The sequence below is a fragment of the bacterium genome (assembly GCA_019695305.1).
In the GTDB taxonomy this organism is placed as follows: Bacteria; UBA10199; UBA10199; order UBA10199; family JAIBAG01; genus JAIBAG01.
Window position 1 is genome coordinate 25,569 of record JAIBAG010000017.1, and the last position, 26,410, is coordinate 51,978.

Below are 26,410 nucleotides of genomic sequence, written 5' to 3' on the forward strand. Positions count from 1 at the left end.
ATTTAACAACTTATCATATCTGGCAATAATAATATTTATGATTTTGTAAGGGTTAACCAATGCGTTTCATTGGCTCTAATATTCATTTTTGTGGAGCTTATGGCATCGATCGATAAAAGAATTTTGCTTGAAGTTTGGGTTAACACAATAACATTGCCAAGCACATCCCATGAAACTGCTTCATCGCACGCTGTGGTGTCGTTAAAAAAATCACCAAAACCATTATCAATAGTGCATGAGTAAGAGCCATTTTCGTTAAATGTTAGAGTGGCGGAATCGGAGGTGATTTCAGCGAGATCGTCAAAAACATAGTATGTGCCACTCCAAGTTCCGACAAGGGTATCGGTTAAATCCGTTGGTTCTTGGCGGTCAAGTCGGTTATCCAGCTCATCAAGCGCGCTTTGCGTATCCGTTGCTGTCATACCCGATCCTGAATTATCAAAAATTACATCGGCGGCGTTGCCGATGGCATCGGCAATCGCACGACTTACCTGCGTACCGCCCCCACATGCCGTTATATAAAAAATTCCTGAAATAAACCCTACAATAATTAGAAAAAATGATCTTTGTTTCATAAATGTTCCTTTCAAATAATAGCTATTTTTAAAATCGGCCCCCTTTAAAAATGATACTTATAGTCCGTAGACCTATAGTCGTCAATGCTTTTAGATTCTTTTACGATGAGAAAGCATCCTCTTTTAGTTTCTATAGGGAAAAAGATTAGGGAATTCCGCTTACAACAGGGGTGGTCCCAAGAAGAGCTTGCCGCTCGCGCAACTTTGGATAGAACCTATATCGGCGGAATCGAAAGAGGGGAAAGAAACGTATCCATTATAAATTTATCTATAATCTCAAAATCATTAAAAGTTTCTCTTAAAGAATTGTTCGAATAATTTCCAAAATCAACATTACCAATAATAAAACTTGGCATATTTATGATTGCTTATTATTTGTAGTGGCATGGAAGAATTACCATTAAAATGCTTACTTGGCTTAGAATGTAATGCCACAGTAGATGCATTGCGTGTAACAGGGCAATATGTTCGTTGGATCGAAATTTTAAGTTTTGCAGTTTTCGTTATGGCAATAAGTGAATTTATTGACCGTAATTTATTTCATTCTTATATTCTGAAAAGGTCAAAAATTGTAAAGCCTCTCTTTATTGCACTTTCTTTTTCAATTTTGGCAGTTGTTGTCGCAAACATCCTAACAATCCCCTTAATACCCGGAACCCCGATCCCCTTTATTTCATATCCTACATTTTGGGAATTACTAAGTCTTTTAGCGGCAACTTTTGTGCTTGTTGTTATGATTCCTATATCTTTTTTCCCGAAGAAATTTATCCCGAAATTTAATAAACGAAACTATAGAGATGTTTGGAATATTGCCTGCAAAGCAATTTTATATGATGGAACAACAGAAGCGTACTTCGCTTTTAGTAGAGTGATAGACTACAATCTCGAACGAATTATTAAGTATGCTAAAAAATACGATTCCCATTATAAACCGGGCCCTGCTAAAAGTGCATATGAACGCTATAAAGTTAAAGAGAAGGATAAGCCAATTATTGAGCATGCTATACGTATTTTGGACCAGATGTGTTCCGATGAAAAATTTTGTAAATATTTGGCCTGTAATAACATTCGTTTAGTATCTAGGTTAATTGGATTGGCAAATGAAAATCAGCTTTGGACATCGTGTGGGTACAGTTTGTATCAAACCTTATATAAAAATTTATTCGAAAACGATGAGAGTATTCTCTCCCAAGAATTATCCTATGGAGGATTAGGCTATAGTCGTCCTCTTTTTAGTTCAATTTTTAACTTCCCCGCTCTTACTTCAAATTATAATATTTTTCAGCCTTGTACTCATGGGGCGCTTAAAAATATCAGCTCTCTAACAATAAGAAAGGTCTGTGATGCTTTAGAAATCGCAATAATAGATTATTTTTCAAATGAACAAATAAACTGGCATAAAGACTGTCCTGCTTCGGCTTTAAAGGTAGGCCTAACAAGCCTTACAAGCATCATAGGCACAATATGCAGAGAGCTAAATTACGATAAGGTTGAATTTTATAGAAGCCCATATCAGGATTTAACAATTCAAATTTTAATGCTTTTTGAAACCATCTCAAAACTATTGCCTCCCAAACTTGATAATCTTAGTGATGACGAAAAAAATATTACTATTAAAAGTTTAGGTAACGGCATTGTAGATTCCGTCTTTCAAATATTAGAATCTCTTTCTTTAATTCAAAACAATCAAACTTCAAGGGCATATACTACAAATCTTTTTTGGATTTTATTTTCATACAAAGAGGGGGAATATTTAGATGTTTTGCATGATAAATTATATGAAAAAATCTCTAAAAGAATTGATGAAAATAAAAAGAAAAATTACGTATCAATGTCTCGTCTTATGCTAAGTGTATATGGCTCTAGTTTCCCTAACGCTCAAGAAAAAGAGGGGAAAATTGCTAGCTATATTCAAGATGAATTTTATAAAGAAATTGCACAACTAGGGTTGGCTAATGATGAGTCTGCTGAATATTTTTTCCCATCAAATTGGAGCTGGGATATAATAAAAAAAGAAATTAAAAATCATCGTAATCAAACAATATATCCAATGCCTCCAATTAAAAAATGATTATTACCACTATGGAACTTTTTGTAATTGAACAATCTGCGTAGATACTCTCAACTTATCTAAATAATCTGCCCACTGTTGCATCATCTTTCGCCGCTCTGGTAAGTGAGTCGCACGATTATAGGCCCTCCCTAATGGGTCGCTTACTTTATGTGCTAATTGCTGTTCAGAATATTCCCCCGGTACATGCAATACTTGCGTGAGCATTGTTTTAGCCATAGCTCTAAAGCCATGCCCACACATTTCATCTTTACCAAACCCCATACGTCTAAGCGCCGCCAAAACTGCGTTATTGCTCATAGGGCGAGTTCTTGTTCTTTCTCCGGGAAAAACATATCGCCCACTGCCTGTTACAGGGTAAATCTCCCTTAAAATATCTAAGGCTTGTTTAGAAAGCGGAACAAGATGGGCCTCTTTCATTTTCATCCGTTCGGCTGGAATATTCCATTCGGCAGTATCAAAGTTAATTTCTGCCCATTCAGCTTGCCGTAGCTCACCGGGACGTACAAATACTAAGGGAGCAAAGCGAAGAGCACATTTAGTTACGAAACTACCTTGATAACCATCTATAGCTCTTAATAGCTGGCCTACGGCGTTAGGCTCAACCAGTGCCGCATAGTGCTTTACCTTCGGAGGTTTTAGCATTCCTTTTAAATTAGGAGCAGGATTACGTTCAGCGCGTCCGGTTTGGATAGCGTAGCGAAAAACTTGTTCACAATTTTGGAGTAATCGATGAGCCGTTTCTAAAGCCCCACGATTTTCCACTTTTCTTAAAACAACACTTAATTCGGGAGTAGTAACTTCGGAAATTGGTCGACTGCCTATCCACGGGAAAATATCAATTTCTAATCTCCGAACAATATTTTTTTGGTGGGCTTCACTACACCTGCCGGATGGTTTTGAAAAATACTCACGCGCAATCACTTCAAAAGTGTTGGCTGATTTCTCGGCACGGGCGGCTTTCATCGCATAGCGGTTTTGTAATGGGTCAACCCCGTTACTCCGTAGTTTCCGTGCTTCGATATGCTTTTCTCGGGCTTCCTTTAAAGTAACATCTGGATATACGCCAAGAGAGAGGCGTTTTTCTTTCCCATCAAAACGATATTTATATCGCCACCACTTCCCACCAGTGGGGGAAACTTCTAAATACAAACCTCCACCATCAAAAAGACGATCAGTTATTTTTTCTCCCGGTTTTTTGGGATTATCTTTAGGCTTGGCTGTTTTAACCTGAATATCGGTAAGACTCATTTTGGGGGCAACTCACTTTCTAAAACTATAGTTGCCCCCACAAATGCCCCCAAAGAGGGGTGGATGTCAAGAGTATACTTTGGACTACCTTGAACAAGTAATCATTTTAAATCAATTACTTACGTATTTTTTAAAGACTATATTGGACTGCTTTGGATGTCTTTGGTCTTTGAAAAAGTGGAGGCGCCGGGAATTGAACCCGGGTCCGAAAAAGTTCACTATAAACGTCTACAGGTTTAGCTTTGGTACAAGTTTTATTTGAGCCTTTACCCCAAAGCGGGTGTACCCAAACGAGCCCATGTTTAGTTTAACTTTTGATCCCATAGACAAAAACCAAAAGCGATCCCAAATTGTTTACGCCCATGAACCCGACTTGGGAGACCAAATCCATGAACGGCAGCCTAATTAGGCAGCAGCGCGAGCGACATCGTCGTTGGCGTTTATTGTTTTTGAAGTCGTTTAGCGAGAGCCTTCAACTCGACCTGCAGCTTACGGGTATTACAATCCCGTCGAAACCGTTACGCCCCCATGTCAAAGAACAACCATTACAGTGTAACTTGAATAGACGGGAAAACCTAGTACCTTAGCCAATCTATTTTTAACGGTCTTTGCATAAGCGCTTGTAATCAACTTAAATCATTACACTTATTGGATTTAAGTTGAACAAGCCCTAATGGGTAAATAGAAAGATGTCAATGGGGCTAAAATTGCTTAATTACTCACTCTTTTCAAAGTATTTTTATCGATATGCTGAAAAAAGGAGTCCTGACCCGCAATTTTTATCTGCGTATTCTGTTCGTAACTAAAACAATTGCTATCGTGTATGGTGAGAGTTTGATCAAATTGAACAATTTGAAATTGAGCTTCTAAAAATAAATTGGACGAGATCCCGTAGCAATTAGAACCGCGCTTGGCACCCAAAGTCCATATTGTTGAATCCATCTCCACCGTGCCTCCGGCTATCAAAGCAATACCACGCGGGATGGTAAAACATCTTAAAACCTGCTTATCACTGGGATGCCACAACCAATACCCTACTTCTTCATGAAAACCATCCACTTCACCCACACGCGTGGCCACCGTACTGTAACGCAAACCATACAGCATTTGCTCGTGATTTTGCACGGGGGATATGGGCTCAAAAACCATGCGTTCTCTAAACTTATTTTTTTCTACCCCACGATCATCGGAAGGAGCCGTATCGTCACCTTTATCACCTTCCCAAACACCAGCCAAAACAGCCAAAGGCCCCAAATTTTTAATATCCAGAGTCATCGTAAACCTCCCAATTATTTTTTTAACTGAGTTAAAACCTGATCAAAAGCAAAAATTGTAGCCTCAATATCATCCGGCGTGTGTGTGATGGAAATAAAACCAGCTTCAAAAGCCGAAGGCGCCAAATAAATGCCTTGATGAATTAAACCGTGAAAAACTTTCTTAAAAAATGCCGAATCCGCATTGCGAGCACTGGCCGCATCGGTCACGGGTTTATCCGAAAAGAAAAAGGAAAGCATAGAACCCACACGATTCACCACAAGAGGAATGTTATGCTGAGCCGCTACTTTTTTAAGCCCTGCTTCCAATGCAGCTCCCAATTTTTCTAAAGTGGCATACGCTTTTCTATCTTCCAGCTCCACCAGTGTAGCTAGCCCCGCCGCCATAGCCAAAGGATTCCCGGATAATGTGCCCGCTTGATACACCGGACCTACGGGAGCCACTTTTTCCATGATATCCTGACGCCCTCCATAAGCCCCCACGGGTAAACCACCACCAATAATTTTGCCCAAACAAGTGAGATCGGGTTTTAAGTTATATAATTCCTGCGCCCCGCCCAACGCTACTCTAAAGCCCGTCATCACTTCATCAAAAATAACAAGCGCTCCATTTTTATGGGCCAATTCAATTAAGTTTTTTAGAAAATCAGGTTTGGGAGGGATGCAACCCATGTTGCCAATGATGGGTTCTACAATCACACAAGCAATTTGATCTTTGTGAGCCTCAAAAATTTTCTCTACCGAGTTGATATTGTTATAATCAGCCACAAGCGTATGCTTGGCAAAATCAGCCGGAACTCCGGCACTATCGGGCTGCCCCAAGGTTTGTGCCCCCGAGCCGGCTTTGACTAATAATGAATCCGCATGTCCGTGATAACACCCATCAAACTTAATAATTTTATCGCGCCCGGTAAAACCACGCGCCACACGGATAGCGCCCATGGTGGCCTCGGTGCCCGAATTCACAAAGCGCACAAGTTCCATAGACGGAAAAGCATTTTTAACTTTTTTTGCCAGTTCAATTTCGGCTGTGGTAGGCGCACCAAAACTGGTGCCATCTTTCATGGTGTAATGAATAGCCGTAATTACTTTGGGATGGGCATGCCCCAAAATAGCCGGGCCCCAACTCCCCACATAATCCACATATTCATTGCCATCGGCATCGTAAACTTTAGACCCTTTAGCCCTAACAATAAAAAGTGGATGGCCCCCCACCCCTTTAAAAGCACGGACGGGCGAGTTAACACCTCCTACTAAATGCTTCTGGGCTTCAGTAAATAATTTTTCAGATATCTCGTGTTTCATATCTTAATGTCCCCCCTTTGTAAGGGGGACTACAGGGGGTAGTTCTTCAAGTATTACTTTTTGATACAAATCTTCCATAACCCCATCAATATTGTTTAGCACATCATCATTGCAGTAACGAATAATTCTTAAACCCAATTTTTTCAAATACTCTTCTCGAAAATTATCTTTCACAACCTGATCTTCTAAACCATGAACATCACCATCTATTTCAATAACCAGGCTTTTTTCCGGACAATAAAAATCTACTATATAAGGACCAATGCCATGCTGCCTTCTAAACTTAAGATTATTGAATTGTTTTATCCTTAGTTTTAACCACAGACAATTTTCTGCCGGTGTCATTTCACTACGTAGTTTACGTTTAAAAGGGATATTTTTAGAATCGCCTTTAAGGAAATACTTGATGGCCACAAGAACTACCCCTCCTGACCTCCCCTTACAAAGGGGAGGAACTTAATTACACACTTTTTCTTTTGGCTTTAATAAATTCTATCACTCCCGGCAACATGGATATAATAATAATAGCCACAATCACAATATGAAAATTTTCCTTAATGGCCGTCATATTTCCAAAGTGATAACCTAAAATAAGAAAACTTAGTACCCAGGCTAATGCTCCCACCACACAAAAGAAAAAATACTTGGCAAAATGCATATGCCCCATACCCGCCACAAATGGGGCAAAGGTGCGCACAATTGGCATAAAACGCGCTAAAATAATGGTTTTGCCACCATACTTGGCATAAAAGTGTTCTGTTTTTTCCAAATATTCCTTTTTAATAAAACGACTTCTTTTAAGCCTTTCACCAGACCATCGGCCAATGGTGTAATTTACAATATCGCCACATAAAGCAGCTAATATAAGTAACGGGGCCAATGAATAGGGCGACAAAATTGAATCGGGCGTAGCCGATAAGGCTCCCAACGCAAATAAAAGAGAATCGCCAGGCAAAAAAGGCGTAACAACAAGTCCCGTTTCGCAAAAAACAATAAGAAATAAAATGAGGTAAATACCGGGGCCAAAGAGGGCAATCCATTCGTTTAAGTGGGTATCTAAGTGCAGTATTATATCGATAAAATTCATTTTGTATTTTCCAAGACTCTCTTTGCTCCTAACCACGAAAGTCCCATAATTGGCAACTGGGGATTAACGCCTGTATTCGTGGGAAAAACCGATCCATCGAGCACATAAAGGTTATCCGTGCCATGAACTTTAAAATTAGTATCCACCACACCATCACGGGGATCGTTACTCATGCGGCATGTTCCAAACAGATGCGACATGGTTCCTGTAAAGTAACTGGGTTTTTGCGGATACTCATCCAAAATTTTAAGTTCATCAACCGAATACACTTCGTCGGGCAAACCATAAACACCCAGCGAAACAGATTTAGCTCCCGCTTCAAATAGCATAATAGCCGAATTTTTAATCCCCTGACGCATACTCACCGTATCCTGCTGTGAAAAATTAAAAACTATATCATGACCAAACGGGATATCCTTGACGCGTCCACGCCCACTGGCTTTCATTTGTACAGCCCAGCTTGCAGTATATGGCAATTCTTCAATCCTTTTTTTCCATGTTGGCCCCACACCGGGAAGCCGCACCATGCCCATCTCAGGTGGAAAGGCCAGAGACTCAATTTTATAGGGGCCCGATCTGGCAAACTCATGCATATCGTAACCCTGCATGGCCCCAAACCACATGTTTACCGGTTTATCAAAAGTAGCCGTTAACGCACAACCCGGATGTGCCTGAAAATGTTCACCAAGATGACGGTTATAAATACCACTCCGTTTTAAAATTCCCGGAGTTTGAATAACAGAAGCCGAAACAATCACCGCTTTTTTTGCGCGTATATAAAAATTTCCTTTTTTACTATTTGTCTGCGGAATAACAAACGATCCCTTCACACCCACAGCCCGCCCGTTCTCCATCACAACCGAACGAACTTTTGCTCCTGTAAAAAAAGTAGCCCCGCGTTTTTCGGCATAGGGAATAAGGTTAAGATGCAGCGCTTGCTTGGCATCGTTAGGACAACCAAGTAAACAACGCGACGCTCCCTGACAATTCCCTCCCGCTCTCTCCATCACCTGAGCTTCCCATCCCAGCTTATCGGCAGCCACGCGCATCAGCAAATTATTTTGGCCCAAACTTTCTTCTGGAACAGCTTTTACATCGAGTTCCTTTTCAAGAATATCCCAATACTGATGCAGCTCTTTCCTGGGAAACGCATGCCCCAAGCCATAAAGCTTTTCCCAATCATCAAAAATATAATCGGGAATACGATACATGATGGCACTATTGATGATGGTACTGCCACCCAAACCCAATCCTTGCAACACCGCGTATATAATATTGCCATGCACCAACAACCCACCCATCTGACGCATGGTTTTTTTAAGCATGGGATAAAGGTTGGATGAAAAATCGGTACGATCGACTTTGTAGCCTTCTTCTAAAACAGCAACGGAGGATGAAAACTCGGAAAGCACACGTGCAGCCGTAGCACCACCCGCACCGGAGCCAATGATCACGTAGTCGAATTCGCAATCGACATCTTTATTTTCTTTAATGCCGTCAAAATACATTTTTATCCTTCTAGCTTGGCAAAGCTTTCTTTGTACGGGTAACCAAGGGCCTCACGCACACGGCTATCGGGTGCGTAAGCCAGGCTAGAGACCAGTTTAAGCATAATCATCAATTGCCTAAAAAGATTGATGGGGGCTTTATAGAGCGCATATAAAATTTCGGTACGTTCGGGGGCATCATAAAGAGAAATGGGAGGAATTTTACGGCGTAACAAAGGGGCAATCCAAATCGCAATAAAAAGCGCTAACTTAAATGTAAAACGAAATTGCCAGATGGAGGTTTGCTCAAAATTTTTATAAAAATTGCCAAACGCCACATCTTCAATACCGGGCTTAAGCTTCTCATCCGGTGTCGAGGGCAGCAGTGTTTCAAGAACAAGTTTTTGTCTTTTGGTAAGCGACATTAAAATACGAAAAGCCCTAAACCACCATCCACATGAATAACTTGCCCTGTCACGTAGCTGGATTGTTGCGAACACAAAAATGTTACCGTATCGGCAATTTCATTTAATTCACCAAACCGACGCATGGCAGTGGCCTTTTTCATTCTTTCAAGCATATCACCACGCAAACCATTCATAGCCATCTGGCTTTTAATAACACCCGGCGCAATCACATTGGCCGTAATACCCAAGCGCGCACCTTCTAAAGCTAACGTTTTGGCCAAACCAATAAGCGAGGCTTTTGTAGCCGAATAACTACTTTGCCCCAATCCGCCATAAGTTCCAGCAATAGAGCTCATCATCACAATACGACCCCACTGCGCTTTTTGCATGTCGGGCCATACCGCACGCGTTACATTGGCAGTTCCCATGGTGTTAATTTCTACATCACGATTCCAGCGTTCGGTGGGAATATCTTCAAATTTACCTACGGTGGTGAGGATGGATGCATTATTCACTAAAATTTGGATAGGGCCTAAGTCGGATCTGATTTTTTCAATAGCAGCTTTTACCTGGTCTTCTTTAGAAATATCGCAGGTGTAACTTTTAGCAGTAGCTCCCAGCTCGCTAGCAAGCTTTACCGTTTCATCGGCGGGGTTGATGTCGACCACAGCAATTTTAGCACCGCATTTAGCTAACGCCAACACATCGGCACGTCCCAAACCATCACCAGCAGCACCGGTAACAACAGCTACTTTTCCTTTTATCCCATAATCAATCATATTATTCCTCAATTCCTTCTTTTTCTTCTTTTAACTCACGCGCCAGTAATCCTCTTACAGCTTCTTGCGGAGTTAAGTTTTTGTACAAAATTCTATAAACCGCTTCGGCATTGGGCATATCCACTTTTTCGCGTGCAGCCAAATCGTGTACGGCCTGCGTGGTATAAACCCCTTCCGCCACACTTGTCATATTTTTGAGTATTTCATCAAGCTTTTTCCCACGGCCTAGTTCTACCCCCACATGTCTATTACGAGACAAATCGCCCGTACAGGTTAAAATAAGGTCTCCTACGCCCGATAAACCCGAAAATGTAAGCGGATCGGCCCCCATTTTAACACCCAGCATGGTCATTTGATGCAAACAGCGCGTGATAAAGGACGCGCGTGTGTTAAGGCCCAAGCCCAAGCCCTCGATGATGCCGGTACCAATAGCCATCACGTTTTTTAATGCGCCACCTAATTCGCAACCAATGACATCGCTATCGGCATAAAGACGAAACGCACCATGAGAAAGTGTTTGTTGCACTTCTTCGGCAAGTTCTAATTTTTGAGATGCCACCACAGCTGCTGTAGGAAAATCTTGAGCTATCTCTTCGGCAAACGTGGGGCCTGTTAACACCACAAAACGTTCTTTTATTTTTTCACCCAATACATCACTCACAATTTGAGAAGGCAACATCAGGGTTTTATTTTCAATACCTTTGGAGGCGTTAATAAAAATAGTTTTTTGGGGCAAAACATCTTTTATTTGCGTCACAATGTCGCGCAAAAATTGAGTGGGAATGGTAGAAATAAGATAAGTAGCATGCGCTACCGTATCATTTAATGAGGGTGTGGCTTTAACACCTTTAAGTGGAAAGCCTTTAAGATACTCGGGATTTTCTAATGTTTGGTTGATGGTGTTCGATAAGACTTCATCACGGCTCCATAGGAGTACATCATGTCCCATACGGCCAAATACCAAGGATAAAGCCGTTCCAAAACTGCCGGCTCCTAGAATTCCTATTTTTATTTTTTTCACCATTCCCTCTTTATTCTCTCTACACCAACAAACTCTTTAACACTTATAATAAAAAATCTTGTTTTAATCTTGGAACATTTTGATTTTTTTAAAATATGCAGCCTACCTATAAGCTTTCACCCTACAAGCATATAGCTTATCTTTACAAAACTTGTGAAAGCGTCATTTTATAGATGGCTTTCATATTTTAAAAAAAATCAAAATGTTCCAAGATTAAAACTCGTATTTAACGCACCATGTTACATTAAAAATTTGACAGCCCAAGCGTTTTTTTTGTAGAGAATATACATGGGCAACTTCAAAGACGATCAAATTTTATCACGACCAGAACGCCGCAATTACGAACGTTTAGACACCAGTTTAGACGTAGAAATTGTCATTGAAGGCAAACGTATTAATACAACAGCCACCAATTTAAGCTGCGGCGGCTTGTTTTTGCCCATTGGCAAAGCAGCTCTTAAAGAGCGCACCGATATGGAAGTTATTTTAAGCATTCCTAACATACAAAAGCCGGTAAAACTTATTGGTGAAGTAGCGCGTATTCAAAACAAATCGTTTTTTGGAGGCCGCCCTGAAGGTGTGGGGATTCAATTTACCGGTTTATACGATGATAATATGATGGCCATTGATAAGTTTATTAAAAACAATGTTCATTAGCCTAATGATGAGCTACCTGCTTAAGCGCTACCATCACTACAATTCCAATTAAAAAGAATACCAAATTATGAAAACGTCGGTTGTGTGCGCGATGCACTTCTGGCAAAAAATCGGATGTGGAAATATATAAAAATGTTCCCAAGCTTAACGCAAAGGCAATGCCTACACCAGGCCCTTGTACGCTTTCTAATAAATAGTGTGACGTAAAAGCCCCGGCCGGAATAACCGATCCAAAAACAAGCAAAAACAAAATAATTTTAACAGAAGGCCACCCAGCCTTGCGCAAAATACTACCCAATGCAAAACTAGATGGAATTTTGTGTGCCATAATACCAAAAAACACAAGCGGGGCTAAATGCGGCACCAAAAGAGAAGCTCCCAAAATAAGTCCGTCAAAAAAAGTGTGCGTAAGCATACCAAAAAAAGCGGTAAGACCCACAGTGTGATAATTACAATGCGATTCTTCGCACGGATGCAGCATCACAAATTTTTCGATGATAAAGAGAAGTAAAAAAGAACCCAAAATACAAAGTCCGGCTTTATCGGCAGGTAAATGCTCCATGGTTTCGGGCAGCATATATACAAAGGCAATGGCAATTAATACACCGGCCGAAAAACTCACAAAGCCGTGCAAATGATCATCTTTCCAGCGGTTTAAAAGGGGAATAGCACCACTGATCAGTGTCAGTGAAACAGCCAAAATACCATAAACAAAAAACTGTGATAAAAAACTCATTTTTTCTTTCCGTTTTTAGTAGCCGATAAAATAATCATCCAGGTAGCATCGTTTTGATGAGTAACGGTAAACCCGTTTTTTTTGAGATAAGTTAAAAGTTCAATTTGGTCAAACATCATGTCGTAAGGGTGTTCCAATACTTTTTGCAAAACCATACCCAAACCCGGAAGCGCAAATGTTTCAATGCTGTAATCGCGTATCCATAATTTGCCGCCATCTTTTAACACCCGATGCGCTTCGCGGATGGCTTTTTTCCAATCGGGCAGGTGATGGAGTAAATCCATAATCATCACCAGATCAAAACTATTTTTTTCAAAGGGTAAATTTTCGGCCTGGGCCACCTGAAAAATAATGGAGTTATTCGACTTTGTTTTAGAATCGGCCCGGGCCACCATTTTGGGATCGTTATCAATAGCCGTATAATGTTTGCATTTAAGACGTTTGGATAAATGATGTGACAGGTCGCCCTGGCCACACCCCACTTCCAGCACAGAAGAGCCACGGGAAATTTTGGTCCAGTTGAGCAGTACCGGAATATCCAAAAAACGATGCCCCCAATAACGCACTGGTAGCCCAGATTTAAAGGGACTCATCATTTTAAAAGCATGGAGGGCGTCTGTTTTTACCATATTCTTTTTAAAAACTTATAATTGATCAATTAAACGGGCCAGTTCCAAATCCTTTTTGGTAATTCCGCCTGTTGTGTGCGTATAAAGTTCTAATTGTACCCGGTTGTAATTAATGGAGATCCCAGGATGATGATCTAAATCTTCGGCCGGGTTTACCAAACGGTTTACAAATACGATGGCCGTTGGAAAATTGGAGAATATATACTCTTTATACAATCGACCGTTTTTAATTTCCCAACCGGGTATGTTTTTTAACTCCAAACGCACGGTATTTTCGGGGAGATTAGCCATAAAAGGCAGTATAGGATTATTAAAACAGAAGTTTCAATGGGTTTTTAATGCAGATTAAATACGATCGGCGGTGTCGATATTGATGAGCTTTACAAAAGTTTCCAGCGCTTCTTTGTTTTGAGTGGTGCGGTCTACAAACGAACAGCCAATTTCGTAAATAGGAACAGCCTCGCCGCTGATAAATACGCTCCATTTAACCTCTGCCATTACATAGTTTCCGGCTTTAATTACTTTGGCCTTGTTGATTTTTAAATCTTCAATTTGGCCGTCTTTTAAATGCACCAAAATAATGCGGCCAATTTTGTAAGGGTGCGAGGCTCTAAAGCAAAAACCAGAAGCAGACATATTGCGCGAGATAACAACATTTTTAACAATTTCGTTTGCAGACGAAATATGCACCGTACGGTGTTGTTTGCGAAAATTAAAGCGCGTATGCTGGCGTTGTTCTATTCCCATCTTTTTTATATATAGCGATTGTTTTTTTTTGAGGCAAGGAGGTTTTGATTTTTTACAACATTTTTTCTTCTATCATCTCACGTGCACTTAAGCCCGCTTGTACGGCCATCATAATAGTTAACAAATATCTTAAACCCGATAATACGGTAAGCTGCCTATTCCCTTGCAACTCAGGGAAAAGCTGATGCGCCAGGGCGACAGCTTCGGGGTCGGCGGTTTGTACCTGGGTGCGTGTCCATAAACCACGTATTTGAGCATAGCTTAAGCCACCATTGAGCTCAATTAAGCTCCTGGATTGTCCATCAATGAGCCCTGATTCAAACACTCTATCGGGAATAGCATCGTTAGGTGCCACTAAAGTATCTAAACCCGACCAATAAAGCCCGGTATCGCGCATGCCGTAAAGAGCATCTAATAAACGTGCTCCATGTGGAAACTGTGCCAGCTTGGGTCTATCGTAAAAATAATATTCGGATAACACCGCAAAATATTCGTAGGGGTTTAAATAACCGTAATCCATAGAACGGCCATCTAACACAAATGAACGCATGATGAGATTAGCAATATCAGGATTTGTACGTTCTAAACCATGGCCCGATACCTCATGAGTAATAATGCGCTTTAAAAAACCCTTTTTCCATTCTTGCGGGTTTTCACCCACCTCGCCATACAGAGTCATCACATTCTGCAGTTTTCCACCATACATGCCTCCATACTCGCGGCCTTCATAAATTTCACGCGCCGCATAATATTCAATTTCATCCAGCATCAAACGATGAGATGGGGGAAGCACATCAAGAATATGACGATGCAAACGCAACACATCCTCTTCGGTTTGAGGAATAAAAAACTGATTACCCTCTAAGTTACGTGCCTCGCTGGGTGTATAAATACGGTAGGTATAGGTATGCCCGTTTTCCGTTACATAAAAAGTATGTAGAACAAGTTCATCAATTTTAACCCTGTTATAATCATACAAATCACCACTCACACCATTTTTACCCGTTTGTACCAGTTGACTACTGCTATACTCCACTCGTGCTTCTGCATCGCTATTATAAGAACTGGGCGGTGTCCTTATATAAAAATCATCCGCCAATTGAGGTACGCTGTTAAAACTTTCTTCCAATTCTGTACGGGTGGCCATGCGCACACCGCCACGTTCTTCGTCCTCTACAAAAATGGCATACTGTGCCGGATCTAATCCGCGGCTGGCATCACTTCCCAAATAACGTTCTGGATGCATATGATAACCAACCATACGTTTTGTTACATCCCATACATATCCATGACGAACAATAATTCTAAAAAATTCTCCATCCTCATCTTCCCATTCAAAAGAACCATCTTGAACCTTCTGCCAATCACCATTATCGCCCTTAACAAAAAGAGTAACGGGAGTTTCGCTTTCATCAGTTCCAGTAACACTGCCCAAACAATAATCATGCCCCTCAAACTTAAAACCTGTATGCCATGCCCAGGCATGACCCGCATAATCAAAAGTATTTTGCGGTACTACGCGCCCTTCTTTAAATACAGCGGGATATTTTTCCAACACAGAATATTTATAGCGTCGTGAAAAATAATCGCTCATATCCCAATGTTTGCGCCCCACATTCACAAACGGATTTGCGGCCGTTAACTGAATAGTCTGGTAACTTACAGGATTATCAAGATTCACATACACAGCGCGTGCCTGTTGCAAGGGAGTGGGCTTTAATATTATTTTATCGTTGTGATACACCACCTCATAATCCTGTCCATTAAGCCAGGCATGTGTGGCATCGGGATACCTCATATGGATTTCACGTTTTAGCCATACGGGGTTTATAAAATTAATTTGTGGGACACCCTCATTGTTGTAAGTAACAACCGGTAAAAGAAAATTGGGGTTTAGCTTTAGCTTGTCTTCTATAACTTTTTTATTAAAAACAATTTGGCCTTCACTATCGCTAAAAACAAAATCGGTAGACGCTACAATGTGTCCGCCCATTGACTGGGGCATATGAACTATAAAGGGCATACGGCCACTTTGGGCCAATTCCACAATTTTTTTCTGTAAATCTATATCATGCGGATCAAAAAAAGCTGCTAATCCCTCCGAGGTTTTTTTAAAATAAACCCCTTGTTCGCTTGCAAAATCATCTTTGGTCATGATGTTATGAGGAGTACTCACCGTCATGAGAGCGCGACCATCAAAGTAGTAGGCTCCTTCAACTGGATCACTGGGGGGCAAATGAGTGTAGGGCTCAAAACCTACAAAATTTCCGTTGTGGGCGTAGGCTTTTATATAAAAACTACCCGTGCCAAAAGCAACAGACTTATGGCGTCCTCTATTTTCGTAGGTGTACAAGTCGGTGTAAACACCCTTTTGTAACTCAACCAACACACGGCCATTCCATAAAAAACGATCATGGGCCAAAGGAATGGGCTCAGCATTTCTTACCGGCGCACCCTGTTCATCAAAAAGCAATCCCGAATTTTTATCAGAATAATAAATGGCATCGTTATTTTTAATAATTTCTGGCTCAATGTAAAACTCTCTCTCAAAAAATAAAACAGTAGCCCTGTTATCGTCATTTTTTTCTACAATATGGCCAGATTCCGAACCACGACTTGGCTTTAATAGAAACGAACCATTTTCCCGTTTCCCCACATACACCAAACCACTCGCATCACACATCACACACACTTCATCGCCATCGGGGCTTGTGAGTCCGTAATAAGTATTGCTCTCCCAAAAAATTTCAAAAGTTGCATTGCGTCCTACGTACTCTTCCACCATATGATCCAAAAAAATCATAGTAGCACCATGGCCGGGATAAATTTTAACTCTTTCACCGTGCGCTTGATGAACCATGGGAATAAAAACAAAACTGTCATTTTCTTTAACTATTTTTCCAATTACTCCATCCATTAATGCCACACGGCCATCATCAAAAATAAAACCATCATGCTCCTTTGCAAACTCAATAGCCCACTCTAAATGAGCCCTTTCTTGTTCTAAGCGCTCAGTTACTGAACTCTCAACGCCGGGTTGAGACGATGCAATCAGCAACAGACGATCTATTTGAGCCACACGACTACGCGCCCTTTCAAGAGAGGGCACTTTATCGGCAATTGATACCAGCGGAGTACGCGCACCTTCTAAAACAGGCCTAAAGCCCGCCACATCACCATCGGGCAAGGTTTCGGCCAATGAGCTTGTTTCATCAGTTTGGTTTAAATTTTCTGTATCTTCTGGAACATCAGGCAAACGAGGCGGGGCTACGTCATAAATAGCAGCCTCTAATCCATTTTCAGCTGTAACACGATCAATGCCATGAGGCGGCATTGCACGCCGGGCATCTTCGGCATCCAAAAGAATATTCTCATCAACAGACACCCCGTGAGTAATAAGCACTACCCATACATTTTGTTTATTTCCCTCCTTATCAACAACCACAGCTTCAAAAGTTGTTGTAAAATTATCAACGTCTAAAACCCGTCCCGTAAAATAAAGTTTTTGTCCGTTTGTTGTATGATATTCTTTAGCTACATCTACATAGTCGGCCATGAAGCGGGGCAGATAATTATTTTCAAAAAACAATACTTCATCTTGCGGCCCTGATAATGCTGCCATTTCACTTTGTATACGCCCGTTTTGATAGGCCAGGCGGCTTTGATTAAAATTTCCCGGTGGCGCAACGGGTGGCTCGTAGGGTTGCGGCCGCAACACCTGATAATAATGCCCTAAAGCATAACGGGCCTGCCTCCCATAACCATCGGTACGGCCAGCGGCCGCACTTAATTCAACCATTGCTTGCTCATTCCCGCTTTGCGCCATTTGCATAAGCGTTAAAAAATCGCCCCGCATATGGAGCCATTTGCACAGGGGCCGGCTTAAAGCACCCGTTGTACCCACTTGGCCCAAATGACCCAGAAAATCTTGCACATCAAACAAACTTTGACCTTCGGTAACGGCTGCCAGTTCACGCCCTCCATCGGCACGATGCACAATATCAAGCGCGCTGTTGGGCACTACAATGGTAATACTGTCTTCACCGCGTGTGAGCGTAAAAATGGTTTCTGTTTCGCCCACCTCGGCCGGCAAAATGGTAAAGCCCATTTTTTTTCGTAAAAACTCCGAGGTAAGCGACCATTTATGTTTGGGATCTAGCTTTAAACGAAAGTAAGGTTCTATATCTGCTGGAGTCGTATAGTTTTGACCTGCTCGCACCAAGGTAAAACGGGAACGTGGAGGAGTATACATTTCACCAGTAATTCCCCATTTATTCTCCAAAAATTCTAGCGGGGTTTCGCTATCGATATCGCCATCACCAACACGGGCACGGGAAATAGCTTCGCGCAATATAGCCGGCGTTTTGCTTGGCTTATACACATGACGGATAGTGCGTCCACTTAGTACCTGCGTAATAACATAGTTATCTCCCTCATGCGTTAATGTAAAATCACCCTGCCCACGGTACACACTTGCTAATTCATCTTCAAACAAATGTCCTGGGCCAACAATATCTTGATCGGCTCCTTCCGTAAATTCAAACTCCACTTCCAACACATTACCAGTACGTGTTGCCTTATACACCGTGGGCGAACCGGGCAAGGCACGCGGCGCATGGGAACAGGTTAAAATACTCCATAATGTGCCTAAGGGTTGAGTAAACGTGTTCCCGTTTAATGCCGCTTCCACAGCACTTTGCAAAGATTCCTCAATCAACTCATCTAAAAATTTTCCAATGGCTGTTTTATCGAAAAATTTGAGAGATTCAAAAACCCCGTGCATTTTAGATGAAGTCTTAAGAATGGATTGCCCCAAAAGCTTGAGTGCACGGTTACTGGATTCATTCCAGGTAATGGCTTTAGTGGCCAAAAGATTTCCCAAACGCAAAAATAAAAATGTGCTTAAGGCCGATGCTCCCGTTTGAAATGCATAGTTATACATCAAATCGGGGCCGCTTAAGGTTTCAAAATCGGCTTTTACTCCGGTACCCGCTCCATGCGTTAAAACATGTCCCGAAAAATAGCGCGCGCCCTCAACGCCCATTACCCCACCCACGCCACTGGCTAAGGCCAAAATCATTTGACCTCTTGATGTTGCCAGTGCTGCACCTCCAATAATACCACCCACACCTGTAGCCGCCGCCACACCACCAATAAGCCCTCCCACAATTTGCATCCCATCGTTGGCAAACCAGTTATCAAAGGTATCGGCATAAAACGTGGGGCTTAATACTTCATCACAAAAAGCATCCATTTTACCGATAATATCGGTAACGCCTTCAAGCCTTTTACAAAATAAACTGAGCACCTCTCCGGTTTCAGAATTATATCCGGAACAAAACGATAACGACTGAATAAGAGAAACTAAACCTTGTGCATCCGCAAACACCTGCGTCATTTCTGCACGGTTACTCCTGATAAAATCTTTTAGTTTTTGTGCTGCTTCTTTAACCACGTCTACATAATATTGGGTATTGCGCCCGCTGGCTCCGGCTTCCATCAAGGCCATAAGCGGCTCCACCAAAGGCTGCGCCCTTTTTCCCCACTCTTGTATTTTTTGAAGTGAGGGGTTTGTAGAAACAACCCGCAAAACATCTTGCAAAAAATCTTCACTTTTAGCGTCTAACTGGGACATGGTTCTATCATCAAAACTTACATATTTTTCCGGTTTTCCTGTTTCGCTCAGTTTAAAAACAGTGAAGGTTAAATCATTTTTTTCAACAAAAAACCATGATGACGGAGATTTTAAATTGGTCCCGGCCTGAAATGGAATCCATCCGGCGGGAGGATGTCGTACAATTTCAGGGGCATCTTTATGACGATAGTGTTCGCCCACAAGCACCATGCTGCCCGTCATTTGAATATCGTCACCTTTTTGATAAACTTCGTAGGCTAAAAGAGGGATAAGATTTTTTAGAGATTCATCAAGAGCTGCTTCATGTTTACCCGTGTAAAACAAGTTATCAAAACTACCAACAGACGCATGAGATGCCATCCATATTCTTGCCAACTGTACTTTTGGTAAAAGCTTAGGGGGCACTTGCGCTGGGCTATCTCCCAAACGCGCTAAAAAATCATTGAGTGTAGCCTCATCCACTACACCACTATTCTTTAAACCAACCAAAATTTTATAGGTATTTAATGCAATGCTTTGAGCACTCTTGTTTATATCGGCATCAAGGGCCTCTATATTACCATACGCTGTTTGTTCGGCTACCGTAATGGCCCGAATTGCTTCTATGCGTGCTGCCACTGGTTCATCGTTACTAGTAACCCACGGATTATAAGCAACCGAGTTTTGTGTATTGAGACCATGAATCTCTTCATAAAAACTTTCTTTTTGCCTGGCAAGAAGCGGCAGGCTTACTTCTAGTTCGGCTTTCTTTTGCGCATAGCGTTCCATTTTACCGGCTTCACTTTTAATTTGAGCTTTAAACGCTTCATTATCTAAACCTGACGACATCGCATCTACTTGGCTACACTCGCCATTAAGTGCGCATACAAGAGCGTTTTCAAAAATTGTATCTTTATTCTCAACGGGTATTTTTAAAGTAACTTCCAAATAACGGATGATATCGCACAAGCGACCAATAGAACGTGAGGCTTCGGCTATTTGAGAATCTATGGATGAGAAAGATTGTTTTTGTTCCAGCAAACGATAAACAAAAGACTCATAATAAAAAATTTGAGTTTGTTCAGACGGCAAATATTCTTTAGGAATTTTTTTAAAAATATTTTTAAAATTTTGGGGCACATCAGCCCATTCCAAAGATGGGGCAAAATCAAAACCTGGAGAATCAACAAAAAGAGGATGACGTAAAGGGATAACTTCTTGCGATGTGGAATGCGGAACTAATGAATCAAGCGGAACTTGAGAAGACGCACCAGTACCTTGCGGCGTTTCTGCCGCTCCCGAAACTTCCAGAGGTATTTCCAATGCGCCACGCCCAGGTGGTGGTATGGGTGCCATAAAGCTCTTTCAACTTATTGGATTCAAAGGATTTATCAGCAAAAAGGATGCCCAAAACGCCCGTTTTTATTAAAATAAAACACTGTAATTTCAATAACTTAAATGCATACAAAGCCCATCAAGAGACTTGATAGCGTCAAAAAAGCTTTAATAGGCAAAAATTTTAAGCAGCCATCTCAATCATGCGGTTTAAGGGGATAAGTGCGCGGGCGGCAAGGCTAGGCTCAATATGAATTTCGGGGCTTTCGTTTTTTAAGCAATCGTAAAGTTTTTCTAAGGTATTAAGCTTCATGTGCGGGCAATTATTACAGGCACAACCATCCAAATCGGGACCCATAATAAAAGTTTTTTGAGGGCTTAATTTTTTCATCTGATGCTCAATACCCGCTTCGGTGAGCACAATAAAAGTTTTTGCTTCATCCTTTTGCGTAAATTCCAAAAGCTGACTGGTAGAACCAATAAAATCGGCCATGTTTAACAGTTGTTCTTCGCACTCGGGATGCGCCACAATTTTAGCTAACGGATGCTCTAATTTTAAACGTAAAATTTCTTTAACATTAAACGACATGTGCACAAAACAGCTACCCGGAAACATCACCATATCGCGCCCCAACTTTTTAGCCACATGGCGCCCCAAATGTTGATCGGGTCCAAAAAGTATTTTTTGATTTTGCGGAACTTTACTCGCAATTTTAACAGCATTGGCCGAGGTACAAATTACATCGCTTAAAGCTTTTACTTCAAGGCTTGAATTAACATAAGTCATCACAAAACTTCCGGGATGCTTTTGTTTAAAATGCTCAAACACGGGTGGCGTGCACGAATCGGCTAACGAGCAACCGGCATTAACATCAGGCAAAAGAACCTTTTTTTCCATATTATAAACCTTGATGGTTTCGGCCATAAATTTTACGCCACACACCACTACAATGGGATTTTTTTGCTTATTGGCGTAAAGCGCCATGCCGTAGCTATCGCCCACATAATCGGCCAAATCCTGAATTTCGCCGTCTTGATAATAATGCGCAATAATGAGCGCGTTTTTTTCTTTTTTTAATTTTTTAATTTCTTCAAACATTTAATTTTTATGTTTAATCAATTTTAAACTAAGCCCGCCGGCCTCAAATAAAATCCACATAGGAAGCGCCAATAACACTTGCGAGATCACATCGGGGCCGGGAGTTAACACAGCGGCCACCACAAACAAAATAACAATCACATAACGTCTGTAAGCTTTAATATGGGCCGAGGTTAAAATGCCCAATTTGCCCAGTAAAAAAATAAAAAGAGGCAGTTCAAAACATACTCCAAAAGCAACCAGCAAGGTTAACGCTACCCCCAAATAATCTTCCATACGGGGCAACATCACAATGCCCGTTCCATCTAAAATGGCATTCACATAATAAAAGCCAGCAGGAAAAACCACAAAATAGCCAAAGAGTGCTCCACCCGTAAACAAAACTCCCGACAACAATGCAAACGGGAACACCATTTTTTTTTCGTTATCTTTTAAACCCGGCAACACAAAACGCCAAATTTGATAAAACACAAAAGGCGATGCAATAAAAAGCCCTGCAACAAGGGCAATTTTAAAATAAGCCACATACGATTCAAATGGACTGGTTACAATAAAATGACTTTCGGGCGGAAGCGCCTTGAGCATGGGCACTTGCAAGGCATGATAAATATCTTTACAAAAGATAAGACTAACAACGGCACCCGCTGCAATAAACAAAAATGACCGCACCACTCGATTGCGTAATTCGGTTAAATGTTCCACAACCGTCATGCTTTATCTCCCTCGGTAGAATTTTGAGACGTATTTTGAGGAGGAATTTCGGGGCGCTTTACAGGAGGCGCATTATCAGCTTTTAAACCATCTTTAAAACTACCTTTTACTTCTTCAAGCGAGCGCTGAATAGTGCGCACATAACGCCCCAGTTTAGTTGCCACTCCAGGTAATTTTTCGGGCGGAATTAAAATAAGGGCTAAAATACCCACCACAATTAACTCGCCCCCACCCATGTTAAACATAAGCACCTCTTTAATATGATACGACGAGAGGTCTAGAATATTTTTACAAAGGGCACAAGAGCGTAAATTTAGCGGTCATCGGTAACGCCGTCGGTTCTAAAAGAGGGTTCGGTATGAATGAGAACATCCTGTATTTCGGGCTTTTGCTTTTTAATAGTATCAATCACCACATGGGTTAAAGAATGTGCCTTTTCAAGTGTCATGAGAGGATGCACATAAATATGCAAATCTACAAAAACTTTTCCCAATGTGCCGCGGCTGCGTATTTTATGGCATCCTTCTACCTCTGGCACGCTCATCACCATAGTCTCTATTTCTTTTGGATCAATAAATTGCTCGTCTAAAAGCGAACTTAAGCTATGCACAATAATTTCGTAGCCTGCATGAACAATGACCAGCACAATAAAAAAAGCTACCACTAAATCAATCCATACCCAATGGAGCAAAACACCCACAAAAGAAGCCATTACAGAAATAGAAACCAAAACATCGGTATGCGTGTGAGCCGCATCGGCATGCAAAATTTCACTTCTTAGCTCGTGCCCTTTTCTTTTTTCGTAACGTGACACACCAAAATTAATTGCTAATGTTACTATCATAATGGCAAAACTCAACACATCTACATGGGGCACAACGGGGTGATAATAACGCTCATATAAATCGGTTAAAATTTCGTAGCATGTTAAAAACAACATGAAGGCAATGCCCATGGACGCTAAGGTTTCAATTTTACGATGCCCGTAGGGATGTTTGTCGTCGGCTGGTTTTGAGGCAAAATAAATACTCACCAAACCCACCACGTTAGACGCGGTATCAAATAGAGAATGAAATCCATCCGACTCAAGGCTTAGTGATTGGGTATAAATGCCGTAAAAAAGTTTGGCCAAACTCACAGCCAAATTAAGCCACAGCGTGTAAAAAAGCACGCGCATCACTTGCTTGTCGTAATTTGTAAAATGGGCATGGCCTTTCATAAGTTTATATTTTCCAACCCCGATAAACGGGATAAGACTCTAATAGATTTCTCAAAAATGCATCAATCTAATTTGCTAGGCTCTAAAATTTCGTAAGGTTCAAAACGTGTTTTATAATTCATTTTGCGACATTCTTCCACATAATACCCCATATAATAATAGGGAACACGGTTGCGCCGCGTGTACTCAATACCCCAAAGAATATTATAGGTGCCCAAACTACGCTTTTCGTACTCTAAATCGTAATAAAAATAAACAGCACTTACGGCTTCGGGTTCCAAGTCTAAAATACCCACACCTATCAATTTTCCATCTAGCCACATTTCTAATTCACGCGTTTCAATAGGGCTTCCATACAAAAAAGCCACAAAGTCATCATAATCGGCGCTCATGGGCTTTTCGGAATGGCGGGAAACAATATATTTTTTATACAATTCATATTTTTGATGTGTAGGATTGGGCGGCACTAATTGTACATCAATATCCCTATTTTTTTTAAAAATGCGACTTTGTGTACGATCGGGTGTGAACTGATCTACCGGAATCCGAATGGGCCGGCAGGCCGTGCAGGCCGAACACACGGGTTTATAAAAAATATCGCCACTACGTCTAAATCCCAAATCCATCAAGCAATGATAAACACCGGGTGGCAGCATATCGGCCTTAAAAGCTATTTCTTTAGACCAATTTTGAGCAATATAAGAACACGGATGGCCTTTACCGGGCGTTAATTTCATTCCCTGTACAATCTCGCGCACGGCCTTGAGTTTGTGTTTGTCCATCATACAGAGTATCCCACACACGCTTAAAAACGTCATACTTAAATTTGGTGTTTGGTTGAAAACCTAAAGGCGTATCGGCAAAAAGTGTTTTTTCGGCAAGGAGGCGAGACAGCAACATTTTACCGCGTTCGTAGCGAGTTCCAACCCGCTCACCCTTCATAAAATTGAGAATGCGGGTGGTTACAAACAAGGTATAAATATCATCCTGTGTAAAATGAGGCGACGGTGTGGCAAACGCTGTAAGCCGGGCTTTAAAAATATCATTAGCGCCAGAAGTGATATTAAGCTCGCGCGCCAGCGGCGCATTGGGAGTTAAATAAAAGGGAGAAGCCCCCAGCAAAACAGGAAGTTTGGCATTAAACGAAAGTGTTTGAATCATGGAATCAAGAGTTTCACTGGGCAATCCCAAAATTTGATACGAGGTAATTTTGAGCCCCAAGGCATGTGCTTTTTCTACAATGGCTAGATATTTTTCTAGCGTGTGCGGACGCTTGGTCGTTTCGCGCACACTTTTATCGGAACTAACAAGCGCCAAATTAAGATGCGTAAACCCGGCTTCTTTCATAAGGCCCAACAGTTCGTCATCTAAACTTAAATACGAAATCCCGTTCATAGCCACCAGTTCCACATCTTTTTTAGGAAAAAGACGCATAATCCCCAGCAGCAATTCCTTCATTTCTTTTTTATAAAAGGTCAGATTATCGTCTTCAAAATCAAATACGCGATAGCCTTGATGATAGCGAGCTTGTATCTCTTCTAAAACGAGTGGCACACTCCGGCGGCGATACGAAAAACCAAAAGTTTGATGAACCGAGCAAAACGAGCAGCGGTGCGGGCACGAGCGCGAGGTAATCACAAAGGCCATGGGTTTTTTACCGTAACGATAGGTGGCCGGATTAAAATCAGATAAATCGGGCATGGGAATTTCATCGAGCAGATAATTATCTGCTTTTTGATTAGTGATGACTTGTCCGTCTTGCTTATAAATTAAATTGGGAACGCACGAATAATCAGAAGATCCCTCTAAAAAAACTTTCATCCATTCAACCAGCGGTTTTTCTCCTTCGCCGGTAATGGCAAAATCAACATACGGGCTTTCTATCATGCTTTGCGGATGCGCCGACACATGCGAGCCTCCCACGATGACGGGAATATTAGCCACACTTTTTACCACACACGCAACTTCTAGTGCTTCGCGGTAGTAAGGCGAAAACAAGCAAGAGATCCCCACCACATCGGGTTTTTCTTTTTTAATCCAACTGGCAATTTGTTCAAACGAAGCCCCAAAATGATAGTAGTGATGAAAAGTACAAAACGGACTTTTATCGGGATGAGCGTAGTAGTCTTTAAGATAAGCAAGTTCTTTGGGAACGGGGATTGTTTTTTTGCCATGCCCATGATGTGCATCAATAATTTTAACAGTAAGCATGGGCAAATGCTTGTGAAGTGCTGCTTTTAAAAAACTAAGGCCAATGGGTTGCAAGCGTACGTCGGTATCGTAAAAATCTTGGACAGGCGGCTGAATAAGGAGCAGTTTGGCCATGGATTATTCTTGAAATGTAGAAGAAGGAATGTAAAGTAAATTATCTATGACCGAATTAAAAGAAATTGCTCAAAAATTAGG

The 26,410-nt window shown here is 41.4% G+C and carries 24 protein-coding genes and 1 other RNA gene; 3 read left to right on the forward strand and 22 right to left on the reverse strand.

Going from position 1 to position 26,410, the window contains the following annotated elements; translation table 11 throughout:
* Positions 1–35 precede the first annotated feature (35 nt).
* Positions 36–575 (reverse strand): hypothetical protein, encoded by a 540-nt coding sequence (locus tag K1X76_08710; GenBank protein ID MBX7149156.1) that lies wholly within the window; start codon positions 573–575, stop codon positions 36–38.
* A 105-nt stretch (positions 576–680) separates the two neighbouring features.
* On the opposite strand from K1X76_08710, the gene K1X76_08715 reads away from it, so the two are divergent.
* Both K1X76_08715 and K1X76_08720 read left to right on the forward strand, forming a co-directional pair.
* Positions 681–893, forward strand: a complete 213-nt coding sequence (locus K1X76_08715; GenBank protein MBX7149157.1) for a helix-turn-helix domain-containing protein — start codon at positions 681–683, stop codon at positions 891–893.
* A gap of 67 nt (positions 894–960) precedes the next feature.
* The gene (locus K1X76_08720; GenBank protein ID MBX7149158.1) at positions 961–2,646 is read left to right on the forward strand and encodes a hypothetical protein; all 1,686 of its coding nucleotides are present in this window, start codon (positions 961–963) and stop codon (positions 2,644–2,646) included.
* Between the two features lie 9 nt (positions 2,647–2,655).
* On the opposite strand, the gene K1X76_08725 is transcribed toward K1X76_08720, so the two are convergent.
* From K1X76_08725 to K1X76_08770, 10 genes are all read right to left on the reverse strand, one after another.
* Complete coding sequence (locus K1X76_08725; protein ID MBX7149159.1) at positions 2,656–3,897, reverse strand: integrase arm-type DNA-binding domain-containing protein; 1,242 nt, start codon at positions 3,895–3,897, stop codon at positions 2,656–2,658.
* Between the two features lie 175 nt (positions 3,898–4,072).
* Positions 4,073–4,425, reverse strand: a transfer-messenger RNA (tmRNA) gene (gene ssrA / locus K1X76_08730).
* A gap of 183 nt (positions 4,426–4,608) precedes the next feature.
* On the reverse strand, positions 4,609–5,172 hold the full coding sequence (locus K1X76_08735) for a heme-binding beta-barrel domain-containing protein (protein ID MBX7149160.1): 564 nt from the start codon (positions 5,170–5,172) through the stop codon (positions 4,609–4,611).
* Between the two features lie 14 nt (positions 5,173–5,186).
* On the reverse strand, positions 5,187–6,476 hold the full coding sequence (hemL, locus tag K1X76_08740; protein ID MBX7149161.1) for a glutamate-1-semialdehyde 2,1-aminomutase: 1,290 nt from the start codon (positions 6,474–6,476) through the stop codon (positions 5,187–5,189).
* Positions 6,477–6,479: 3 nt separating this feature from the next.
* Positions 6,480–6,821 carry an endonuclease domain-containing protein gene (locus K1X76_08745; protein MBX7149162.1) on the reverse strand — a complete coding sequence of 114 codons (342 nt, stop codon included), beginning with the start codon at positions 6,819–6,821 and terminating at the stop codon, positions 6,480–6,482.
* Between the two features lie 115 nt (positions 6,822–6,936).
* Positions 6,937–7,563, reverse strand: coding sequence for a DedA family protein (locus K1X76_08750; protein ID MBX7149163.1), 627 nt, complete (start codon positions 7,561–7,563; stop codon positions 6,937–6,939).
* The gene (locus K1X76_08755) at positions 7,560–9,071 is read right to left on the reverse strand and encodes a GMC family oxidoreductase (protein ID MBX7149164.1); all 1,512 of its coding nucleotides are present in this window, start codon (positions 9,069–9,071) and stop codon (positions 7,560–7,562) included. The genes K1X76_08750 and K1X76_08755 overlap by 4 nt, the downstream gene beginning before the upstream one ends.
* Positions 9,072–9,073: 2 nt before the next feature.
* Positions 9,074–9,475 carry a hypothetical protein gene (locus tag K1X76_08760; protein MBX7149165.1) on the reverse strand — a complete coding sequence of 134 codons (402 nt, stop codon included), beginning with the start codon at positions 9,473–9,475 and terminating at the stop codon, positions 9,074–9,076.
* Positions 9,475–10,236 carry an SDR family oxidoreductase gene (locus K1X76_08765; protein ID MBX7149166.1) on the reverse strand — a complete coding sequence of 254 codons (762 nt, stop codon included), beginning with the start codon at positions 10,234–10,236 and terminating at the stop codon, positions 9,475–9,477. The genes K1X76_08760 and K1X76_08765 overlap by 1 nt, the downstream gene beginning before the upstream one ends.
* Before the next feature lies 1 nt (position 10,237).
* Complete coding sequence (locus K1X76_08770; protein ID MBX7149167.1) at positions 10,238–11,260, reverse strand: NAD(P)-dependent glycerol-3-phosphate dehydrogenase; 1,023 nt, start codon at positions 11,258–11,260, stop codon at positions 10,238–10,240.
* Between the two features lie 285 nt (positions 11,261–11,545).
* On the opposite strand from K1X76_08770, the gene K1X76_08775 reads away from it, so the two are divergent.
* Positions 11,546–11,914 carry a PilZ domain-containing protein gene (locus tag K1X76_08775; protein MBX7149168.1) on the forward strand — a complete coding sequence of 123 codons (369 nt, stop codon included), beginning with the start codon at positions 11,546–11,548 and terminating at the stop codon, positions 11,912–11,914.
* A gap of 1 nt (position 11,915) precedes the next feature.
* On the opposite strand, the gene K1X76_08780 is transcribed toward K1X76_08775, so the two are convergent.
* The 11 genes from K1X76_08780 to K1X76_08830 form a co-directional block, all read right to left on the reverse strand.
* Positions 11,916–12,650, reverse strand: coding sequence for a ZIP family metal transporter (locus K1X76_08780; GenBank protein ID MBX7149169.1), 735 nt, complete (start codon positions 12,648–12,650; stop codon positions 11,916–11,918).
* Positions 12,647–13,279 carry a class I SAM-dependent methyltransferase gene (locus K1X76_08785; GenBank protein MBX7149170.1) on the reverse strand — a complete coding sequence of 211 codons (633 nt, stop codon included), beginning with the start codon at positions 13,277–13,279 and terminating at the stop codon, positions 12,647–12,649. Before K1X76_08785 ends, K1X76_08780 begins: the two co-directional genes overlap by 4 nt.
* Positions 13,280–13,294: 15 nt before the next feature.
* Positions 13,295–13,570, reverse strand: a complete 276-nt coding sequence (locus tag K1X76_08790; GenBank protein MBX7149171.1) for a 4a-hydroxytetrahydrobiopterin dehydratase — start codon at positions 13,568–13,570, stop codon at positions 13,295–13,297.
* Between the two features lie 54 nt (positions 13,571–13,624).
* On the reverse strand, positions 13,625–14,026 hold the full coding sequence (locus K1X76_08795; GenBank protein MBX7149172.1) for a PilZ domain-containing protein: 402 nt from the start codon (positions 14,024–14,026) through the stop codon (positions 13,625–13,627).
* A gap of 52 nt (positions 14,027–14,078) precedes the next feature.
* Complete coding sequence (locus K1X76_08800; protein ID MBX7149173.1) at positions 14,079–20,996, reverse strand: hypothetical protein; 6,918 nt, start codon at positions 20,994–20,996, stop codon at positions 14,079–14,081.
* Between the two features lie 163 nt (positions 20,997–21,159).
* Entirely contained in the window at positions 21,160–22,074 is a 915-nt protein-coding gene (gene nadA / locus K1X76_08805) for a quinolinate synthase NadA (GenBank protein ID MBX7149174.1), read from the reverse strand.
* The gene (gene tatC, locus K1X76_08810; GenBank protein MBX7149175.1) at positions 22,075–22,785 is read right to left on the reverse strand and encodes a twin-arginine translocase subunit TatC; all 711 of its coding nucleotides are present in this window, start codon (positions 22,783–22,785) and stop codon (positions 22,075–22,077) included.
* Positions 22,782–23,030, reverse strand: coding sequence for a twin-arginine translocase TatA/TatE family subunit (locus tag K1X76_08815; protein ID MBX7149176.1), 249 nt, complete (start codon positions 23,028–23,030; stop codon positions 22,782–22,784). The genes tatC and K1X76_08815 overlap by 4 nt, the downstream gene beginning before the upstream one ends.
* 68 nt (positions 23,031–23,098) lie before the next feature.
* Positions 23,099–24,004, reverse strand: a complete 906-nt coding sequence (locus K1X76_08820; protein MBX7149177.1) for a cation diffusion facilitator family transporter — start codon at positions 24,002–24,004, stop codon at positions 23,099–23,101.
* 62 nt (positions 24,005–24,066) lie between these two features.
* Complete coding sequence (locus K1X76_08825) at positions 24,067–24,789, reverse strand: arginyltransferase (protein ID MBX7149178.1); 723 nt, start codon at positions 24,787–24,789, stop codon at positions 24,067–24,069.
* A complete protein-coding gene (locus K1X76_08830; protein MBX7149179.1) occupies positions 24,722–26,329 on the reverse strand; it encodes a radical SAM protein in 1,608 nt (535 codons plus the stop codon). The genes K1X76_08825 and K1X76_08830 overlap by 68 nt, the downstream gene beginning before the upstream one ends.
* Between the last annotated feature and the right edge of the window lie 81 nt (positions 26,330–26,410).

Excerpts from the sequence above, each read along its gene's own strand:
- K1X76_08800 (MBX7149173.1), bottom strand. The coding sequence starts at position 20,996 with ATGGCACCCATACCACCACCTGGGCGTGGCGCATTGGAAATACCTCTG.
- K1X76_08710 (MBX7149156.1), bottom strand. The coding sequence starts at position 575 with ATGAAACAAAGATCATTTTTTCTAATTATTGTAGGGTTTATTTCAGGA.
- K1X76_08825 (MBX7149178.1), bottom strand. The coding sequence starts at position 24,789 with ATGATGGACAAACACAAACTCAAGGCCGTGCGCGAGATTGTACAGGGA.
- K1X76_08760 (MBX7149165.1), bottom strand. The coding sequence starts at position 9,475 with ATGTCGCTTACCAAAAGACAAAAACTTGTTCTTGAAACACTGCTGCCC.
- K1X76_08820 (MBX7149177.1), bottom strand. The coding sequence starts at position 24,004 with ATGAAAGGCCATGCCCATTTTACAAATTACGACAAGCAAGTGATGCGC.
- K1X76_08770 (MBX7149167.1), bottom strand. The coding sequence starts at position 11,260 with ATGGTGAAAAAAATAAAAATAGGAATTCTAGGAGCCGGCAGTTTTGGA.
- K1X76_08765 (MBX7149166.1), bottom strand. The coding sequence starts at position 10,236 with ATGATTGATTATGGGATAAAAGGAAAAGTAGCTGTTGTTACCGGTGCT.
- hemL (MBX7149161.1), bottom strand. The coding sequence starts at position 6,476 with ATGAAACACGAGATATCTGAAAAATTATTTACTGAAGCCCAGAAGCAT.
- K1X76_08790 (MBX7149171.1), bottom strand. The coding sequence starts at position 13,570 with ATGGCTAATCTCCCCGAAAATACCGTGCGTTTGGAGTTAAAAAACATA.
- K1X76_08795 (MBX7149172.1), bottom strand. The coding sequence starts at position 14,026 with ATGGGAATAGAACAACGCCAGCATACGCGCTTTAATTTTCGCAAACAA.
- K1X76_08715 (MBX7149157.1), top strand. The coding sequence starts at position 681 with ATGAGAAAGCATCCTCTTTTAGTTTCTATAGGGAAAAAGATTAGGGAA.
- K1X76_08775 (MBX7149168.1), top strand. The coding sequence starts at position 11,546 with ATGGGCAACTTCAAAGACGATCAAATTTTATCACGACCAGAACGCCGC.
- K1X76_08720 (MBX7149158.1), top strand. The coding sequence starts at position 961 with ATGGAAGAATTACCATTAAAATGCTTACTTGGCTTAGAATGTAATGCC.
- tatC (MBX7149175.1), bottom strand. The coding sequence starts at position 22,785 with ATGACGGTTGTGGAACATTTAACCGAATTACGCAATCGAGTGGTGCGG.
- nadA (MBX7149174.1), bottom strand. The coding sequence starts at position 22,074 with ATGTTTGAAGAAATTAAAAAATTAAAAAAAGAAAAAAACGCGCTCATT.
- K1X76_08745 (MBX7149162.1), bottom strand. The coding sequence starts at position 6,821 with ATGACACCGGCAGAAAATTGTCTGTGGTTAAAACTAAGGATAAAACAA.
- K1X76_08750 (MBX7149163.1), bottom strand. The coding sequence starts at position 7,563 with ATGAATTTTATCGATATAATACTGCACTTAGATACCCACTTAAACGAA.
- K1X76_08780 (MBX7149169.1), bottom strand. The coding sequence starts at position 12,650 with ATGAGTTTTTTATCACAGTTTTTTGTTTATGGTATTTTGGCTGTTTCA.
- K1X76_08735 (MBX7149160.1), bottom strand. The coding sequence starts at position 5,172 with ATGACTCTGGATATTAAAAATTTGGGGCCTTTGGCTGTTTTGGCTGGT.
- K1X76_08830 (MBX7149179.1), bottom strand. The coding sequence starts at position 26,329 with ATGGCCAAACTGCTCCTTATTCAGCCGCCTGTCCAAGATTTTTACGAT.
- K1X76_08755 (MBX7149164.1), bottom strand. The coding sequence starts at position 9,071 with ATGTATTTTGACGGCATTAAAGAAAATAAAGATGTCGATTGCGAATTC.
- K1X76_08815 (MBX7149176.1), bottom strand. The coding sequence starts at position 23,030 with ATGTTTAACATGGGTGGGGGCGAGTTAATTGTGGTGGGTATTTTAGCC.
- K1X76_08725 (MBX7149159.1), bottom strand. The coding sequence starts at position 3,897 with ATGAGTCTTACCGATATTCAGGTTAAAACAGCCAAGCCTAAAGATAAT.
- K1X76_08785 (MBX7149170.1), bottom strand. The coding sequence starts at position 13,279 with ATGGTAAAAACAGACGCCCTCCATGCTTTTAAAATGATGAGTCCCTTT.